This window comes from Thermomicrobiales bacterium, assembly GCA_037045155.1.
GTDB lineage: Bacteria > Chloroflexota > Chloroflexia > Thermomicrobiales > CFX8 > JAMLIA01.
The window spans coordinates 768,117-784,710 of the sequence record JBAOIG010000003.1 but is presented as its reverse complement, the minus strand read 5'-3'; the positions used below and the strand labels follow the sequence as shown (position 1 = coordinate 784,710).

At 61.9% G+C, this 16,594-nt stretch carries 15 protein-coding genes; 6 read left to right on the top strand and 9 right to left on the bottom strand.

What is annotated here, in order from left to right; genetic code table 11:
* Nucleotides 1–14: 14 nt before the first annotated feature.
* Nucleotides 15–782 (bottom strand): enoyl-CoA hydratase/isomerase family protein, encoded by a 768-nt coding sequence (locus V9F06_06850; GenBank protein ID MEI2617342.1) that lies wholly within the window; start codon nt 780–782, stop codon nt 15–17.
* A 136-nt stretch (nt 783–918) separates the two neighbouring features.
* Nucleotides 919–1,500, bottom strand: a complete 582-nt coding sequence (locus tag V9F06_06845) for a TIGR00730 family Rossman fold protein (protein ID MEI2617341.1) — start codon at nt 1,498–1,500, stop codon at nt 919–921.
* 106 nt (nt 1,501–1,606) lie between these two features.
* On the opposite strand from V9F06_06845, the gene V9F06_06840 reads away from it, so the two are divergent.
* Genes V9F06_06840 through V9F06_06820 form a run of 5 tightly spaced genes read left to right on the top strand, consistent with a single transcriptional unit; the run spans nt 1,607 to nt 7,126 of the window.
* Entirely contained in the window at nt 1,607–3,244 is a 1,638-nt protein-coding gene (locus V9F06_06840; protein MEI2617340.1) for a thiamine pyrophosphate-binding protein, read from the top strand.
* Between the two features lie 3 nt (nt 3,245–3,247).
* On the top strand, nt 3,248–4,837 hold the full coding sequence (locus V9F06_06835) for a fused MFS/spermidine synthase (GenBank protein MEI2617339.1): 1,590 nt from the start codon (nt 3,248–3,250) through the stop codon (nt 4,835–4,837).
* Entirely contained in the window at nt 4,834–5,637 is an 804-nt protein-coding gene (gene pgeF, locus V9F06_06830; protein ID MEI2617338.1) for a peptidoglycan editing factor PgeF, read from the top strand. The genes V9F06_06835 and pgeF overlap by 4 nt, the downstream gene beginning before the upstream one ends.
* Nucleotides 5,634–6,338 carry a YggS family pyridoxal phosphate-dependent enzyme gene (locus tag V9F06_06825; GenBank protein ID MEI2617337.1) on the top strand — a complete coding sequence of 235 codons (705 nt, stop codon included), beginning with the start codon at nt 5,634–5,636 and terminating at the stop codon, nt 6,336–6,338. Before pgeF ends, V9F06_06825 begins: the two co-directional genes overlap by 4 nt.
* Nucleotides 6,338–7,126 (top strand): MBL fold metallo-hydrolase, encoded by a 789-nt coding sequence (locus V9F06_06820; GenBank protein ID MEI2617336.1) that lies wholly within the window; start codon nt 6,338–6,340, stop codon nt 7,124–7,126. Before V9F06_06825 ends, V9F06_06820 begins: the two co-directional genes overlap by 1 nt.
* A 38-nt stretch (nt 7,127–7,164) precedes the next feature.
* Here the strand turns inward: V9F06_06820 and V9F06_06815 are convergent, their stop codons facing one another.
* Both V9F06_06815 and V9F06_06810 read right to left on the bottom strand, forming a co-directional pair.
* The gene (locus V9F06_06815; GenBank protein MEI2617335.1) at nt 7,165–8,985 is read right to left on the bottom strand and encodes an ABC transporter ATP-binding protein; all 1,821 of its coding nucleotides are present in this window, start codon (nt 8,983–8,985) and stop codon (nt 7,165–7,167) included.
* 18 nt (nt 8,986–9,003) lie between these two features.
* On the bottom strand, nt 9,004–10,755 hold the full coding sequence (locus V9F06_06810) for an ABC transporter ATP-binding protein (GenBank protein MEI2617334.1): 1,752 nt from the start codon (nt 10,753–10,755) through the stop codon (nt 9,004–9,006).
* 237 nt (nt 10,756–10,992) lie between these two features.
* Between V9F06_06810 and V9F06_06805 the strand changes: the two genes are divergently transcribed.
* Nucleotides 10,993–11,514, top strand: a complete 522-nt coding sequence (locus V9F06_06805; GenBank protein ID MEI2617333.1) for an excisionase family DNA-binding protein — start codon at nt 10,993–10,995, stop codon at nt 11,512–11,514.
* A 41-nt stretch (nt 11,515–11,555) separates the two neighbouring features.
* Here the strand turns inward: V9F06_06805 and alr are convergent, their stop codons facing one another.
* From alr to V9F06_06780, 5 genes are read right to left on the bottom strand one after another with little or no spacing between them, the layout of a single operon-like run.
* On the bottom strand, nt 11,556–12,764 hold the full coding sequence (alr, locus tag V9F06_06800; protein ID MEI2617332.1) for an alanine racemase: 1,209 nt from the start codon (nt 12,762–12,764) through the stop codon (nt 11,556–11,558).
* Nucleotides 12,765–12,768: 4 nt separating this feature from the next.
* A complete protein-coding gene (locus V9F06_06795) occupies nt 12,769–13,251 on the bottom strand; it encodes a CBS domain-containing protein (protein ID MEI2617331.1) in 483 nt (160 codons plus the stop codon).
* Nucleotides 13,252–13,280: 29 nt separating this feature from the next.
* Entirely contained in the window at nt 13,281–14,825 is a 1,545-nt protein-coding gene (locus V9F06_06790; GenBank protein MEI2617330.1) for an NAD(P)H-hydrate dehydratase, read from the bottom strand.
* On the bottom strand, nt 14,822–15,256 hold the full coding sequence (acpS, locus tag V9F06_06785; protein MEI2617329.1) for a holo-ACP synthase: 435 nt from the start codon (nt 15,254–15,256) through the stop codon (nt 14,822–14,824). Before acpS ends, V9F06_06790 begins: the two co-directional genes overlap by 4 nt.
* The gene (locus tag V9F06_06780) at nt 15,237–16,529 is read right to left on the bottom strand and encodes a UDP-glucose/GDP-mannose dehydrogenase family protein (protein MEI2617328.1); all 1,293 of its coding nucleotides are present in this window, start codon (nt 16,527–16,529) and stop codon (nt 15,237–15,239) included. Before V9F06_06780 ends, acpS begins: the two co-directional genes overlap by 20 nt.
* Between the last annotated feature and the right edge of the window lie 65 nt (nt 16,530–16,594).

Sequence of the window (16,594 nt, the reverse complement as noted above, 5' to 3'; positions counted from 1 at the left end):
ATTCTTCCTTCCTGTCAAGATCCAGTGAACGATGGCTCGCGCCGCTCAGCGAACGCCGCCAGTGCCTCGGCGCGGTCACTTGTCCATGCCGAGCTCGTGACGCCATCGATATGATGGCGGGACGCTGCTTCAGCTCCGGCGCGGATGCTCAGGTTCATATTCTCCTTAGTTAACATAAGTGAGCGCGGCGCAAGCTTTGCGACTTGCGCGGCAAGCTCCTGGGCAGCAGTGTCGGCGTCGACCGCGATTCTCGAAACGATCCCGAAGCTCTCCGCTTCTGGCGCCGGAACCCAGCGAGCGGTGAGCAGAAGATCCTGGGCACGGGCCAGCCCGACCAGCGAGATCAAGTGGTGAGACGGCGACGGAACGGCGACGCGTGGCTCTGGATAGCCGAATCTGGATGTCGGCGATGCCACTCGCAGGTCTCCCGAAATAGCCAACTCGGCCCCGAGACCTGCGCAGGCCCCGTCGATCGCCGTGATAACCGGAGATGGAAAGCGCCGCAGCTTGTCCAGCACTTGATGCATCAACGTGACTCGGACATGGGCGAATTCAGCGGTCGCGTCTCGTGACTCCTTGAGGTCGATCCCTGCGCAGAACCCGGGCGCGGTCGCGCCGAGGATCAGGACGCGGGGCGGATTTCGGCGAAGCGCGTCGAGCTCAGCGTCGAGCAACTCCAGCAATGCCAGATTCACCGCGTTGCGGACAGCCGGCCGATTCAGAGTCCAGGTGACGATGTCCCCATCGGCCGCAACCAACAGGCTCGATTCCGTCGCGTTCACAGCATCATCTCACTCTCATTGGCAATCAGCGTCGACGTCGGTGGGCATCTGCGATCAGGGGAGCTCGCCGATCATCATATTGCGGATAACGGTTCTTGTACGCATATGAGGAATATCACGCGCAACGCGCTTTGAGTCAGACATCTTCGAGGTCCGCCCACCTCGCCAGATCCGGCGCGACCCACCGGTCCATCCGATCCAGGAGGCTGGCAGGATCGTCATCGACGATCAACAGCTCGTGGTGGCCACCCAGCAGAAATCCATCGGCGACAAGGCTATCCAGAAACGCCAGCAACCGATCGTAGAAGCCGCCCGAATTCAGCAGCCCGACCGGCTTGCGATGGATGCCGAGCTGAGACCAGGTGAGGATCTCGAAGAGCTCGTCGAGCGTGCCGAAGCCGCCGGGCAACGCGACGAAGCCATCCGATAGCTCGACCATCATCGCTTTGCGCTCGTGCATCGTCCGAACGACCCGCAGCGCGATCTCTGGCGAGCGTTCCAGCTCCCGATCGATCAGTGACGCCGGTATGACGCCGACAACTGCGCCACCCGACGCATGGGCAGCCGCGGACACAGCGCCCATCAGCCCGATGTCGCCCCCGCCGAAAACCAGTCGCCGTCCGGATGTTGCGATCAGCTCTCCGAGATTGCTCGCCGTTTCCGAATACCGCGGATCCACACCCGATCTGGCGCCGCAGAATACACAGATCGTCCGCATCGACGCCCCTCCCAATCGCGCCTATCGTACCTGTAGCGACGACGCTGCATATACTTGTCCGGGTAGTATGCGCGGATCGATACAAGGCCGGGAGGAACCGAAGACGATGACGATCTCTGTTGGAAGCCGTGTGCGCGGCGGCGTCGCGATCATGCAGGCGTTAGAGGCAAACGGCGTCGACACGGTTTTCGGGATTCCCGGTGTGCATAACCTGGACCTCTACGATGTCCTCATCGACCACCCGACGATTACCAATATTCTCGCGCGGCACGAGCAGGGCGCCGGGTTCATGGCCGACGGCTACTACCGGACGACCGGGAAGCCGGGTATCGCGCTGATCGTTACCGGTCCCGGCGTTACGAACGTCGCGACCGCGGTGGGTGAAGCGTTTGCCGACTCGTCGAACATCTTCATTATCGCGACGAACCTCGAGCGCAAATATCTCGACAGCCTCGAAGGCAACCTGCACGAGATCACCGACCAGATGTCGGTGATGCGGCCGTTCGTCAAGTGGGCGAAGCGTGTTATGAGCGCCGCCGAGATTCCGGCTGCGATGAACGAAGCATTCGCAGCGCTTGGCACAGGCAGACCTCGGCCAGTCTATCTGGAGGTGCCGATCGATGTCATGGCCGAAGAGCTCGACCTCGGGGAGATCGTCGCTGCTCCGGTGGCGCCGGCCGTCGATATCTCCGCGGAGATCGAACACGCGGCAACGCTCATTGCCAGCGCCTCGAACGTGATGATCTTCGCCGGCGGCGGCGCGGTGTCGATTGAGGCATCTGCTCGCGTCACCCGACTCGCCGAGGCGCTTGGCGCTCCGGTTGTTATGTCGTTGATGGGCAAGGGAGCAATTCCGGAGGATCATCCCTACGCTGTCGGTTCGTTCGGATACCGCTGGACCGCCGACAACCCGACGACGGAGATCATGCGTGGTAGCGATCTGGCTATCGTTGTCGGGAGTGGGCTTGGCGTGCGCACCACTGGTGAGGCGACGATGCCGCTGCCAGCCAACATCATTCACATCGACATCGACCCGTCGGAGCATGGCAAGCGCTACGATACGACCGTCAGTATCGTCGCCGATGCGGCCGCGACGCTCGACCAGCTGCTCGCCAAAGTCGACGCCGGCTCGCTGCCAAAGCATCGTTGGGACGAGCGCACTGTCGCGCAAGTCCGCGACCGGCTTCAGGAGCCGGCAGATGTAAGGACAGCAGGCTACGTTCAGTACATCGATGCATTGCGGGCCGGGATGGATCGCGACGCCATCCTCTGCAACGATATGACGATGATGGCGTACGAAGGGGTCCGCTACTTCCCGATCTATGAGCCACGCACCTACACGTTCCCACGTGGCTTCGGGACGCTTGGGTCGGCGATGCCCACCGCGATAGGCGCGAAAGTCGCCTGCCCGGACAAGCAGGTCGTCTCGATGACTGGAGATGGCGGCTTCCAGTTCACGATGGAGGAGATCGGCGCGGCAGTCCATCACCGTATTCCAGTGACGATGGTGATCTTCAATGACGCGACCCATAGCGCTGTTAAGGTTGCGCAGCGCCGCACCTACCCTGGCCGTTACGTTGCGGTCGATCTCGTGAATCCGGATTACGTCAAGCTTGCCGAGGCATATGGAATCGAAGGCATTCGCGCGAATTCACCGGAGGAGTTGACCTCGGCGCTGGAACGATCGAAGTCGAGCGACATGCCGGTAATCATCGACGTGCCGATCGATCTGGAGAGCTACTAGCGCGTGGTATCCGCATCACACAGTATTTCTCACCGCCGGCCGGCCTGGCTCGATCCGCGGGCTGCCGTGCTATCGACGATTGTCTTCGTCGGTGGCATCTGCAGTATTGCCGTCGAGACGAGCGCCTCCCGTCTGGTTGGCCCGTATTTCGGGTCGTCGACCTTCATCTGGGCAAACCTGATCGGCCTGACGCTCCTCTACCTGACGATCGGCTACTTCCTCGGAGGCAAGATCGCCGATCGCTACCCTGAGCCCGCGGTTCTGTACACACTGACGGCTGTTGCCGGGTTCAGTGTGGCCTTCATTCCGATGCTGTCACGGCCAATTCTCGAGATCTCGCTGGCTGCGTTCGACAACGTGTCGGTCGGCGCGTTCTACGGGTCGTTGCTTGGAACGATGTTGCTCTTTGCGGTCCCGGTGACGTTGCTCGGCTGTGTCTCGCCGTTCGCCGTCCGATTACGGCTCGACGATGTCGCCGCCGCCGGTAACACCGCCGGATCGCTGTACGCGCTCTCGACGGTCGGCTCGATCATCGGAAGCTTCCTGCCGACGTTTCTTCTGATTCCGGTGTTTGGAACCCGAACGACATTCCTTATTCTTGCGTCGGCGATGCTCATCCCGTCGCTGCTGGCGTTAGCGGCGGTCCCGGCGGTCCGTGAAGTCGCGCTGTCAGTGGCGATGTTGCTCGTCGTGGCGCTGGTCCCGGTGATTCAGCCGGCCGGCCTGATTCGTCCCCCTGAATATGGCCGAGTCATCTACGAGGCGGAGACGCGCTACAACTACGTTCAGGTGATTCAGTATCAGGACGAGACCCGGCTGGCTCTCAACGAGGGTCACGCCACCCACTCGATCTATTCACCCAACCGGGAGTTGACGGGTGGCCCGTGGGACTACTTCATGGTCGGTTCCTACTTCAACGCCAACGCGACCCCCGACGATGTTAACAGTCTGCTCCTGGTCGGCCTTGCCGCTGGCACGGTGGCCCAGCAGTTCACCGCCGCATACGGTCCAATACCGATTGACGGGGTTGAGATCGATGGCGAGATTGTCGACATTGGCCGCAAGTTCTTCAACATGAACGAACCGAACCTCAACGTCGTCGTCGATGATGGCCGCTACTACCTGAGCCGCAGCGAAAAGAAGTACGACGTTATTGGTGTAGACGCGTACCGTCAGCCGTACATTCCGTTTCACCTGACGACCCGGGAGTTCTTTCAGTCGGCGAGCGACCATCTGAACGACGATGGCGTGGTCGTGCTGAACGCCGGCCGCACGACGACCGACTTCCGCCTGGTCGATGTCATGGCCTCGACGATGGCGTCGGTCTTCCCGAACGTCTACATCATCGATGTCGCACGGTTCACCAACAGCATGGTAATCGCCACCAAGCAGCCGACCGACATCGCCAGCTTCGCAGCGAATATCGCGAATATTCCTGAAGGATCTCTGATTCGCCAGGTCGGCGATATCGCGATCGAGACGGGTAATATCCGCGAATGGACAGGTCATGACCGCGTCTTCACCGACGACCTGGCGCCGGTCGAGCTTGTCGTCGATCAGATCATCCTGCGCGCTGCGACGGAGGAGAGATGAGCTCCAACGGGCGCGTCGCCTTCCGGTTCACATCACTCGCCGAGCAACCGATTGCCCACGGCATGAGTGGCCGCCGTCGTGGTGACGGCCACGACGGCGATGTGGGCCATGGCCGGGGAACGACTGCCGAGATCATCGAGGCCAACCGGACCGACTTTTTGAACGAGGTATCGATCGAGCCCGCGTCGCTGACGATTGGCCGGCAAACGCACGGCTCACGAGTCGAAATCGTCGACCGTGATAGTCGTGGACGTGGCCGATATCCCGCGTTCGACGGCTTCCCGGCGACCGATGCTCTGGTCACGGCCGATCCCTCGGTCGCGCTAGGAGTCATCGTCGCCGATTGTGTCCCGCTCGTTCTCTACGACCCTGTCAGGCACGCGGTCGGCGTCGTCCATGCTGGCTGGCGCGGCACGGTGGCCGGCATTGCCCCGGCGGCAGTCGAGACTATGCGCGATGCGTTCGGATCCAGCCCAGCAGATCTTCTCGTCGGTATCGGTCCGTCGATCGGCCCGTGTTGCTACGAGGTTGGCGTGGAGGTAGCCGATGCCTGGCGCGCCAGTGGCCTGGACCCGAATGGCGAGGCCATCTCCTCCGGCGGAACGCACTTCGATCTCTGGGCCGCCAATATGCGGGCGCTCGCCTCGGTGGGTGTCGCTGAGGGCAATGTCGAAATCAGCGGCGGTTGTGTTCGCTGCCAGATCGACCGATTCTTCTCCTATCGCGCTGCGGCGCGTGGCGTGGCGATGGCTGGTCGTATGCTAATGGTGGCGAAGTTGTCCGAGAGGGGCCGACCGTGACATCAATCATCACCGACATCGCCGCGCGAATTGCTGCGGTCGAGGGGCGAATCACGCTCGCCGCCGAGCGGGCCGGCCGCGATCCCAGCGAGATTACGCTCGTCGGAGTGAGCAAGACCGTTGGCCGGGCGGACGTCGACGCGGCATACGCGGCCGGCATGCGTCACTTCGGCGAGAATCGTATCCAGGACGCCCTCGTCAAGTTCGAGGACTCGCCCGACGACCTGGTGCTTCATCTGATCGGCAGCTTGCAGACCAACAAGGTGCGTCACGCAGTTGGGCGATTCCAGCTCATCCACTCAGTCGACCGGCTCTCGCTGGTCGATGCTCTCCAGGCACGATGCGAGGCTGCCGGTGTGATCCAGCCGATCCTCCTGCAAGTGAATGTGGCCCGCGAGGAGCAGAAGCACGGATGCGACCCTGATGACGCGGCAGCCATGGTTGAGGCGGTGCTGGCCCGTAAGAACCTCGAGCTGCGTGGGTTGATGACGATGGCGCCTTTGACTGCGACACCGGAAGAAGCTCGCCCGGTGTTCGCCGAATTACGGCAGCTTCGCGACCGCCTGAAGCGTGACTTCCCGGGTTCCAACCTGGCGGACCTGTCGATGGGGATGACGAACGACTACGAGGTGGCCGTCGAGGAAGGCGCAACGATCGTGCGAGTCGGGCGAGCGATCTTCGCGCCGCCGCCGGGAGCATGATGCGACTCGTCTCGCTGGGCTCTGGCAGCAGCGGCAACGGCTTTCTTCTCGACACCGGTAACGCGGCGATGCTCATTGATTGCGGTGTCGGAGTCCGGACGATCCAGGCCGCGCTCCGCGACTTCGACGTTCACGACCGGCTCTCCGCAATCATCGTAAGTCACGAACATATCGACCATATCCGGTCGGTTGATTCGATTGCCCGACGCACCGGCAGCCCGATCGTCACGACGCGCGGCACATTCCAGGCGATTCGTTCGGAGCGACCCTTCAGCCCACGGTCGGCCGGCGAACATTTCGCCGAAGCGGGGGTCGAGATCCGGTTCGTGTCCGTGTCCCACGATGCGGCTGAACCGTGTGGCTTCGTCATTGACGACGGCAAGACCCGAATCGCGATTTTCACCGATCTGGGCTACGTCGGGGAGTCGGTGGTCGACGCCATACGTGACGCCGATATCATCGTGCTTGAATCAAACTACGACCGCCGGATGCTTCGATCCGGCCCCTACCCTGCCCGATTGAAGCGACGTATCGAAAGCCCGACCGGTCACCTGAGCAATGATGATTGCGCCGCTGCCCTGGTTTCCCTCACAACTGCTCGCACGAGGGCGATCTGGCTGGCTCACCTGTCGGACAAGAACAACTCGGCCGCGATTGCTCTTGCCAGCGCTCGCGAGGCGATTGCGTTGGCAGGGTATGCGACGCCGGTCGGCGTGCTCGACCGATTCGAGCGCACCGACGTGACATCTCTTCCCGCTATTCAGCTATCACTGGGCATGGGGGTCTGAGTTTACCTTCGCGTCACTCTGTCGCGACCAGGTCGTCGCTAGTCGGCGGCGGCGGCCGTAGTACGGAACTGCATCGTATAGAGCTTGTGATAAGCGCCCTGTCGCTCAAGCAGTTCGTCATGGGAGCCGATTTCGATGACCCGTCCGTGATCGAGGACGACAACTCGACTGGCCTCACGGATCGTCGATAGCCGGTGAGCGATCATGAACGATGTCCGGTTAGCGAGTAGCGTGTGCAACGCGCCCTGAATAATGAGCTCGGTTTCCGTATCGACGCTGGATGTTGCCTCATCGAGAATGATGATCCGCGGATCGGAAATGAGCGCGCGGGCAAAGGAGAGTAGCTGACGTTGACCGACTGAGAGTGTTGCTCCTCGCTCGTGGACCTCGGCGTCGTATCCACCGGGAAGGTTGACGATGAAGTCGTGCGCGCCGACCGCCTTCGCTGTGGCAATCATCTCTTCTTCGGATGCGTCCGGGCGCGCGAACAGGATGTTGTCGCGAATGGTGCCGGCGAACAGGAAGGTGTCTTGCGGGACAACACCCAGCTGGGAGCGGAGTGACTCCTGCGTGACATCGCGGAGGTCGTGTCCGTCGATGCGGATTGCGCCGTCTCGCACGTCGTAGAAACGTGTCAGCAGGTTGATCATCGACGACTTGCCGGCGCCAGTCTCCCCAACGAATGCGATGGACTCGCCTGGCTGGACATCGAGGTTGATATCGTGCAGCACCTCGGCCTCTTCGTAGCCGAACCGGACGCTATCGAAGACAACGTGTCCTTCAATGCGCGGAAGCACGACCGCGTTTGGAGCGTCGGTGATCTCGCTCTCGGTATCGAGAATCGTGTAAATCCGCTCACCCGCAGCGGTTGCCGCCTGGAGCGTGTTGTAGGCCTGTGACAGCTGGTTAATCGGATCGTAGAAGCGCCCGACGTAGGCGACGAATGTGACGAGCTCCCCAACGGTAAAGGCGACTCCGCCGACCATCCGCCCACCGACATACAACACAAGCGCAATCGTCACGTATTCGATGAAGGTGACGAACGGAAAGAGGAATGCGGACAACCGCGCCGCATCGATGTTGGCGTCGAGGTTCTCGTCGTTGATGCCGGTGAACGTTTTCAGATTGCGCGGCTCACGGGTAAATGACTGGATCACTCGCATACCGGCGATATTCTCGGCAAGGAACGCGTTCACGCGGCCGATCGTGATTCGGGTCGTGCGGTACGTCAGGATAGCCTTCCGACGCCAGAACACCATCAGCACGACCATGACGGGCAGCAGCGCGAACGAGACCAGCGCCAGTTGCCAGTTCGTCATCCACATGAGGACGATGATCCCCACCAGCAGCGCCACCTGAGAGAGGATGTCGACGAGACCGTCGGAGAACAGCTGGTCGATGACGGAGACATCGTTCTGGATCCGCGACATGATCGACCCGACACCGCGGCGGTCGATATATCGAATACCGAGTCGTTGAATACGAGCAAACATCGACGCGCGCAGATCGTACACAATGCGCTGACCGACCTGGCCCATGAGGAACATCTCGAAGTAGCTTGCAAGAAACCGAAGCACCAGCACGACGAGGAAGGCGGCGCCGAGCAGATTCAGCCCAGTGGCTCCCGCGTGGCCGAAAAACGTGCGCCCAGTCGTCCCACTAATCGCGTTGGTGACGATGTCGACCGCGAGCCCGAACATAAACGGGATCGACAGCTCCAGGAAGGTGACGATCAGGATCAGCGCCACTGCGATTACCGCAGGGCGTTTATACGGCCCGACCTGGGAGATGAGGCGTCGTGTTATGCGGCTGTCGTACGCTCTGCCGAGGAGATCGTCAGGATCTGTCGCTTGGTACATGGCTATCGCCCGCTCGGCCTAATCGGCCGCAGTGACGAACTCCTCCTGATCCTTGAGCTGCAGCTCGTACAGACGGGCATAGTGGCCATCCTGCGCGATGAGTCCCTGGTGTGTCCCGCGTTCGACGATGCTCCCATCGTCAAAGACGAGTATCTCGTCGGCTTCCTTCAGACTGGAGACACGCTGGGCGATGATGAACGTCGTGCGACCGGCCATCGCACGCGCGAGAGCCTGCTGAAGCTCGTATTCAGTCTGAGTGTCGACACTGGATGTCGCGTCGTCGAAGACGAGGACGCGGGGATTGGCGCAGATTGCCCGTGCGATTGCGACGCGCTGTCGTTGGCCGCCCGAAAGCGACACACCGCGTTCGCCGAGCCGAGTGTCAAACCCGTCTGGCATCTCGCTAATGAACGCGTAGGCCTGCGCGATTCGAGCCGCCGTCTCAACCTCTGCGCGTGATGCGGTCGGGTTGCCGAACGCGATGTTGTCGTGGATGGTCGAGGAGAACAGAAACGTCTCCTGAAGCACGAACCCGATGTTTCGCCGCAAGCTCCCGATCTCGATCGTGCGCACATCGATGCCATCGAAAGTCACCGTACCGTGCGACACCTCGTAGAACCTGGCCAGCAGGCTGGGAATCGTGCTCTTGCCGCTGCCGGTAGCGCCGATCAGGCCGACGACGCCGCCGGCCGGCGCGGAGAGGCTGACGTCGCGAACCGCGGGGCGTGAAGTATTCGGGTAGGTGAACGTCACGTCGGTGAACGCGACATCTCCACGAGGAGCGTCCAGCGTCACGGCATCAGCCCGGTTGCGGATCGCGGGTCGCGTGTCGATGATCTCGAAGATACGATCTCCGGATGCAATCGCACGAGCAACGGAGTTCATGATCCAGCCGAGTTGACGGAGCGGCATCGCCAACAACGTCAGATACAGGTTGAACGCGACAAATGTGCCGATCGAGAGAGACCCGTTGAGCACCTGCCGGCCACCGTACCAGAGCACGATCACCAACGACGCGCCAGCAAGGAATTGCATGAATGGGAAGAAGAATGAATAGTAGCGAATCGCTTCGATCTGCCGACCATACAACTCGTCGAGTGAGTGATCGAACCGGCGGATTTCGGCATCCTCGCGCGCGAATACCCGGACAACCCGGGTTCCGGCAAGGTTCTCCTGCAGCACACTCGACATCTCGCCGAACTGCTGCTGCACCTTTGCGAACATTGGCCTGACGTGTGACGAGAAGTAAAGCGCCGTGAATGCCAGCACCGGCATCATCGCGAGCGAAAGTAGCCCGAGCTTCAGGTGTTCGCGCAGGAGCAGGATGCTGACAATGATGAACACTGTCACGCTGTAAATCACCATGCGCAACGAGAACATCAGGAAGCGCCGGATGGCGTTGACATCCTCTGTCGCGCGAGACATCAACTGGCCAGATTGAGCGACATCGAAAAACTGGAACGGCAGGGTGAGCAGGTGGCCGTAAAGCTGATGCCGAACGTCGGTCGAGACGCGTTCCGAGAGCGCTTGAAAGAGATATGAGCGGACATAGGTGAAGGCCGCCTGGACCGTCACGACGGCGATGATCAGCAGTGACCCTGTCAGGATCGCATGCTGATCATTCTGAACGATCCCATGGTCGATCACTCTCTGAACGAGCCGTGGCACCGCAAGCTGCGCGCCGGTGGCGACGAACAGGCATACATAGGCAACGACAAGGCTCAACGGATACGGTTTCAAATAGGTCAGAATGCGCCAGATGACGCGCATAGATCGCTCCTCGGCCGGGGCAACGATGTCCGGTCAGACGTTTCACTATAGCAGATGCCCGGTAAGACGCGCGCGCCTCTCTTGCGCCCGGTTGCGGATAATCCTCGCCTGCTGACTTTTCCCGCGTACAAACGATAGATTTTCGTCCTGTGGACGATTGACGGGATCGCGAGAGTGCAGATACAATGGGTACGTACAGAGAGGACATACACGTTGCGCCGCGCGAAAGGAGCAGGCGTGGAGGGGGAACGAACCGACTACCAGAACGTCATCGATGAGGCGTTGCGGATCGTCTACAGTCATCATCACCGTTTGGTGAGCCGGCTGTTCCCGGACGCAGAGCGTCCGCTGGATATGACGACACTGAGGCGTGGTCCGCTGGGAACGGATCTACTTCGCCTCGCTCAGCTCGCCCGAGGCGAAATTCGCGAGCCGAAGGATCGGGTGCTCGAAGCAATCGATAGCGTCCTTCAGCTCCTGTTCTGGCCACCGATGGCAGAAGACTACATGGTGCCGCGGTCATTCTGGGAGACGCCGCTGGGCGGAATGCTTTCAATGGCCAAGTATCGTGCATACGAGCCATCGGAACTGGTCTCGATCGGCGCGGCAGCCCAACGCCTGGGCGTCACCCGGCCGACGATCTATCGCTGGATGGATGAGCGCCATCTCGGATACGTTCGTGACGAGATGTCCGGCCGCACGTTCGTCGTCCAACGCGATGTCGAGTCTCTGCTCAGCGACGCGAGCGGCGTCGTCTAGCATCGGTCACGAGAGTTAAGGCCGGCGCAACTGCGCCGGCCTTATTCATTGTCCTGCGCCGGGGTGTCGCACAACCAGTCTTCTCGGGCCACCGCGCGTCCATCGCGGACATAGATCCGAGGCACCCGCGCGGTAAGGCGGGTCGCAGCCTCGTAGTTGTTCGTCGAAGCCATCGGACCGATGTCCTCGAATGTCATCGCGCCCGTTGCTCCTGGCCCAACGACGACGACCTGGTCTCCCTCGGACACTCCGTCAGCATCGCCGACGATTGTCTGGTCCATGCAGACGCGTCCGCGGATTGGCCGTGGCGTTCCGCCAATCACGAACCAACCCTGATTCGCCAACGGACGCGGTATTCCATCTGCATACCCGATTGCAATGGTTGCAAGCGTCTCAGTGTTGGTCGTGCGATAGATCGCGTTGTAGGAAACAGCGACGCCGGCCGGAGCCTGGCTGACTCGGGTCACGACGCTACGAATCGACATCACCGGCCGAAACCGTGGATCGCACGGCACCTCGGGTGATGGCGATAGCCCGTACGTCGCGGCGCCCGCACGGACGAGATTGGTCGGTCCGGTTCTCCCTGTGATGATCCCGGCGCTGTTGGACAGGTGGACCCAACGTGGGTTGATGCCCGCGTTCCGCGCTACCTCGACTGCGGCTGAGAACGTGGATACCTGCTCGCCAGTCGGTTCTGCCCCCGGTTCGTCTGCACTGGAGAAGTGGCTGAAGAATCCGTCGATATCCAGATCGTTCATGTTGGTCAGGCGTTCGAGAGCCGTCGGCAGCTCGTCGGGCATGAAACCGTACCGGCGCATGCCGATGTCGACCTTGACATGAACGCGCGCGGGCTGCCCTGCCTCGCGAGCTGCTGCGCAAAGCGCCTCGACCATCGACCAGCTTCCGGCGGCGAAGGTTACATCGGCCCGGATCGCTTCGGCGAGACGTGAGGATACGGGCGGGCCGAGGACGAGTGTCGGCGTCGTAATGCCGGCTGCTCGCAACCGCATCGCCTCGGTGACTCGCGCAACCGCCAACCACTCGCAACCCACCTCAGCGGCTGCGCGGGCGCAACCGATCAGCCCGTGGCCGTAGGCGTCCGCCTTGACGACGGCCATGAAGGCCGATCCGGCCGGCGCCATCGAGCGCAATAGCGCGATATTATGTAGATAAGCGTCGAGGTCAATCGTCGCATGTGTTTCGGAAACGCCGACGCCGCGATCGACGCTCCCCTGCTGACTATCTGTCACGCGGCTAGACGCTCCGATCGGCGATTTCGGATGCCTCGGCGACGAGGCGGACGATGTCGGAGCGAGAGATGATGCCTAGCAGTCGGCCATGCTCATCGACGACAGGTAGCGGATTCAGTTCCTGCTTGAACATCATGTTCGCCGCGTCACGGATCGGCGCGTCGGGCGAGATGGTCTTGACGTCACGCGTCATGAGCTCTCCCGCTGTCGAGGCGAGGACCCGGCGCAACTCTTCGTCGGACTTGTCCCACGGAAGCCGGAAGATGGCATCCAGGAATGTGCCGAAAGCAGGTGGATCCACATCGATTTCCCGGGAGACGACGTCGACCTCAGTCACAAGCCCGACGAGAATCCCATCATCGACGACAGGGATCCCCGAGACATCATGCTCGACCATCAGTCGCGCGAGCTCAGTCACGCTTGTCTCTGGTGTGACAGCAATCACATCCGTCGACATGATCGTCGCCACGCGTGCATCGGTATTCATCACGATCATTCACCTCCAGAATCAATACGTCACGTGCGCCAGACAGGCTCAGCAAGGTCACGGAGAACGCCCCCGATCTCGTCGATCACATCCCGTGCAACGGTGCCCATCGTGCCATGATGCCGGGCTGCGCGCCGGCCGGCCTCGGCGCCGGAATACACGGCAACTCGCGCCGCATCCCAGGGGGACAGACCCTGGGCGAGCAGCCCACCAATCAGGCCGGCGAGCACGTCGCCCGTGCCGGCCGTCGCCAGCTCGGGGGTCGCGCGCTGAGCGAGCCAGACATCCCCATTGGGACGTGCGACCGGCGAATATCCCGACTTCAGTACGACAACCTGCCCGAAATGCGCGGCAGTCTCACGCGCCCAGTGGACGGGATCGCCGAGGATCGATACAGGATCGGTATGCATCAGTCTCGCCAGCTCTCCCGGGTGGGGCGTCAGGACGGCGGACCCAGGCTCGAGTCCATCGGGAGGGCCGGCTAGCCCCGACATCCAGTTCAGCGCATCGGCGTCGACGACCTTTGTCAGGCGTCGAATCGGAGCCGGAGCGCGCTCGGATAGCAGACCGTCGAGGATAGACGCTGCCGCGGCGGATCGCCCCAGACCAGGCCCGACGACCAGCGCGTGGAGCGTCGATTCGCGCTCGGCAACGAAATCAAGAATTGCGCGCAACTGGTTCTCATCTGAAAGCGGCGCCAGCACCGTCTCTGGCGCCTGTGACGCGAGCACAGGCGCGATTTGCTGGGGAACAGCGGCCGCGACAAGCCCGGCGCCAGCGCGTAACGCTGCCTCCGCCGACAATCTCGGAGCTCCGTAGTAGGTCGGCGCGCCGCCAACGATCAGGACTGCGCCAGTTCCATGCTTGTGGGCGGTCGCCCGCCGGCGCGGAAGCATCGGGCTGACCGATGCTCTGTCCAGGAGCATTGCTCGACCATGAATCTCGGGCGGCTCGATGCCGATATCGATGACGATCAGCTCACCTGCCATCGACGCGGCCGGCTCACGCGTGATTCCCAACTTCGGCAATCCGAGACAGAGGGTGACGTCGGCGCGCAACGTGTCAACTGCCGCTTCGCCGACGCCAGCGTCGATGCCTGACGGCACGTCGATCGCGACGATGGGAACCGGTCGCGCGGCGCGGACCGCATTGATCCCGCGGAACAACACGGCGATATCTGGTGGCAGCGTCGGACGACTGCGATAACCGAACACGCCATCGAGAATGACATCGCAGTTGGCGAGATTGGGCGTCTCGGTGAAGACGACCCCAGCTCGTTCGATATCAGTCAATGGCAGATCGCCGGGCTCGTTGCGATGGACAGTGACGGCTTCACAGAGCCAGTTCGAACGGGAGAGAATGCCGAGCGCGACCAGGGCGTCACCGCCGTTATTGCCCGGGCCGACAAGCCCGGTTATCCGGCGAGCTGAGGCCCCATCTGTCATGACATGGCGGTCGATCCAGCTGGCAATTGCCTCAGCGGCGCGGCGCATCAGCGCATCCGCAGTCGTCCCCGCGTCGATCGTGCGCCGCTCGGCAGCGTACATCTCATCCGGCGTCACCAACACTGTCATTTCACATCGACCGGGACCTTGGACGCGATGACGATCGCCATAGCGTCGCCGCGGGAATGGGTGAGTGACACCGCGAAATGTGTGAAGCCCAGCAGTCGCGCGCGGCGAAGGGCGGTGTCGTGAAGCACGAGGATCGGTTTGCCTCGTCGGTTGGGTAGCACCTCGATGTCACGCCAGCGAACGCCACGCACGCCCGTCCCCAGCGCCTTCATCGTCGCTTCCTTCGCAGCGAAGCGCGCGGCGAGCTCCTGCACCCGTTTGCCGTAGCGTTCGCGTTCGCGAGGAGAGTACACGCGGGTCAGGAAACGATCGCCAAATCGCTCCAGCGTCTGCCCGATCCGCTCGATCTCGATGATGTCGATGCCGACCTCGACAGGACCGGCAGCCTCGCTGTCCCAGATCGGCTCGTACTCAGCGCCCGATGCCGACATATGTCAGTCCGTGTGCTTGAACGTCGCTGGGGTCATACAGATTGCGCCCGTCCAGCAGCAATGGCGTCCGCATCAGCTCGGCGACGCGTCCGAGGTTGGCCTGTTTGAACTCGTTCCATGGCGTGATGACACAAAGAGCATCGGCTCCGTCGATCGCATCGTAGGGGCTGGAGCAGATGGTAGTGTTAGGGAGGAGCGGGCGCGCGTTCTCAGCGGCAGCCGGATCGTAAGCGCGAACCGTCCCTCCGCGCTGCTCGATCATGCGGATGATATCGATCGCAGGTGACTCGCGCATGTCGTCGGTGTTCTGCTTGAACGCCAACCCCCATACGCCGATCTGTCGATCGGTCAGATCGCCGAGCTGCTCCTGTAGCTTCTGGACAAATCGCCGCCGCTGGTCATTGTTGATTTCAATAACGGCACGCAGCAGTTGGGGGTGTGTGTTGGCCTCTTCGGCCATATATGCCAGTGCGCTGACATCCTTTGGAAAGCAGGAGCCACCATACCCGATGCCTGCCTCCAGGAAGAGAGGACCGATCCGAGCGTCGTGTCCCATGCCCTTCGCGACCACCGTCACATCTGCCCCGACGCGTTCGCAGATCCGCGCGATCTCATTGATGAACGAGATCTTTGTCGCCAGGAACGCGTTTGACGCGTACTTGATCATCTCCGCCGAGCGGAGATCGGTGATGACGATCGGCGTCTGGAGGACACGGTACAGATCGGCCACCTTTTCGGCGGCCTGCCGGTCATCCGATCCAAGAACGATGCGCTCGGGGTGCATGACATCGTGCACCGCGGAGCCCTCGCGAAGAAACTCGGGATTGCTGACGACGGAGAAATTCACCTCGTCGCACGTGTGTTCCTTGACGATCTTCGCAACGAGATCACCGGATCCGATCGGCATCGTACTCTTGTTCACGAGGATTGTCGCCCCGCGTAGATGCTGTGCGATGGTCGTTGCGGCGCGGCGTACCGCGCGCATGTCGGCCTCTCCGTTGAATGACTGGGGTGTGTCGACGCAAATGAAGACGAACTCGGAGTCGGGGACGGCATCGGCATAGGATGTTGTGAAGCGGAGCCGGCCGGCCTTCAGGTTGCGGGTCAGTAGCTCGGGCAAACCCGGCTCGTAGATCGGGCATTCGCCGCGCCGCAGCGATGCGACCTTGTTCTCATCAATGTCGATACCAGTGACATCGTTGCCCAAGTCAGCGAACGCGGCCGCGGAAACAAGTCCGACGTAGCCACTGCCGATGATGCTGATCCGCGCCATGAATCGTCAATTCCTCTCGCCGACCCTGCGTCCACGCTCGTGGCTTGCGTCAATCCGGGCATGCC

Bases quoted from the DNA above. Each gene is read 5' to 3' on its own strand.
- V9F06_06845 (MEI2617341.1), bottom strand. From the start codon at position 1,500: ATGCGGACGATCTGTGTATTCTGCGGCGCCAGATCGGGTGTGGATCCG.
- V9F06_06840 (MEI2617340.1), top strand. From the start codon at position 1,607: ATGACGATCTCTGTTGGAAGCCGTGTGCGCGGCGGCGTCGCGATCATG.
- pgeF (MEI2617338.1), top strand. From the start codon at position 4,834: ATGAGCTCCAACGGGCGCGTCGCCTTCCGGTTCACATCACTCGCCGAG.
- V9F06_06820 (MEI2617336.1), top strand. From the start codon at position 6,338: ATGCGACTCGTCTCGCTGGGCTCTGGCAGCAGCGGCAACGGCTTTCTT.
- V9F06_06815 (MEI2617335.1), bottom strand. From the start codon at position 8,985: ATGTACCAAGCGACAGATCCTGACGATCTCCTCGGCAGAGCGTACGAC.
- V9F06_06810 (MEI2617334.1), bottom strand. From the start codon at position 10,755: ATGCGCGTCATCTGGCGCATTCTGACCTATTTGAAACCGTATCCGTTG.
- V9F06_06795 (MEI2617331.1), bottom strand. From the start codon at position 13,251: ATGAATACCGATGCACGCGTGGCGACGATCATGTCGACGGATGTGATT.
- V9F06_06790 (MEI2617330.1), bottom strand. From the start codon at position 14,825: ATGACAGTGTTGGTGACGCCGGATGAGATGTACGCTGCCGAGCGGCGC.
- acpS (MEI2617329.1), bottom strand. From the start codon at position 15,256: ATGTCGGCATCGGGCGCTGAGTACGAGCCGATCTGGGACAGCGAGGCT.
- V9F06_06780 (MEI2617328.1), bottom strand. From the start codon at position 16,529: ATGGCGCGGATCAGCATCATCGGCAGTGGCTACGTCGGACTTGTTTCC.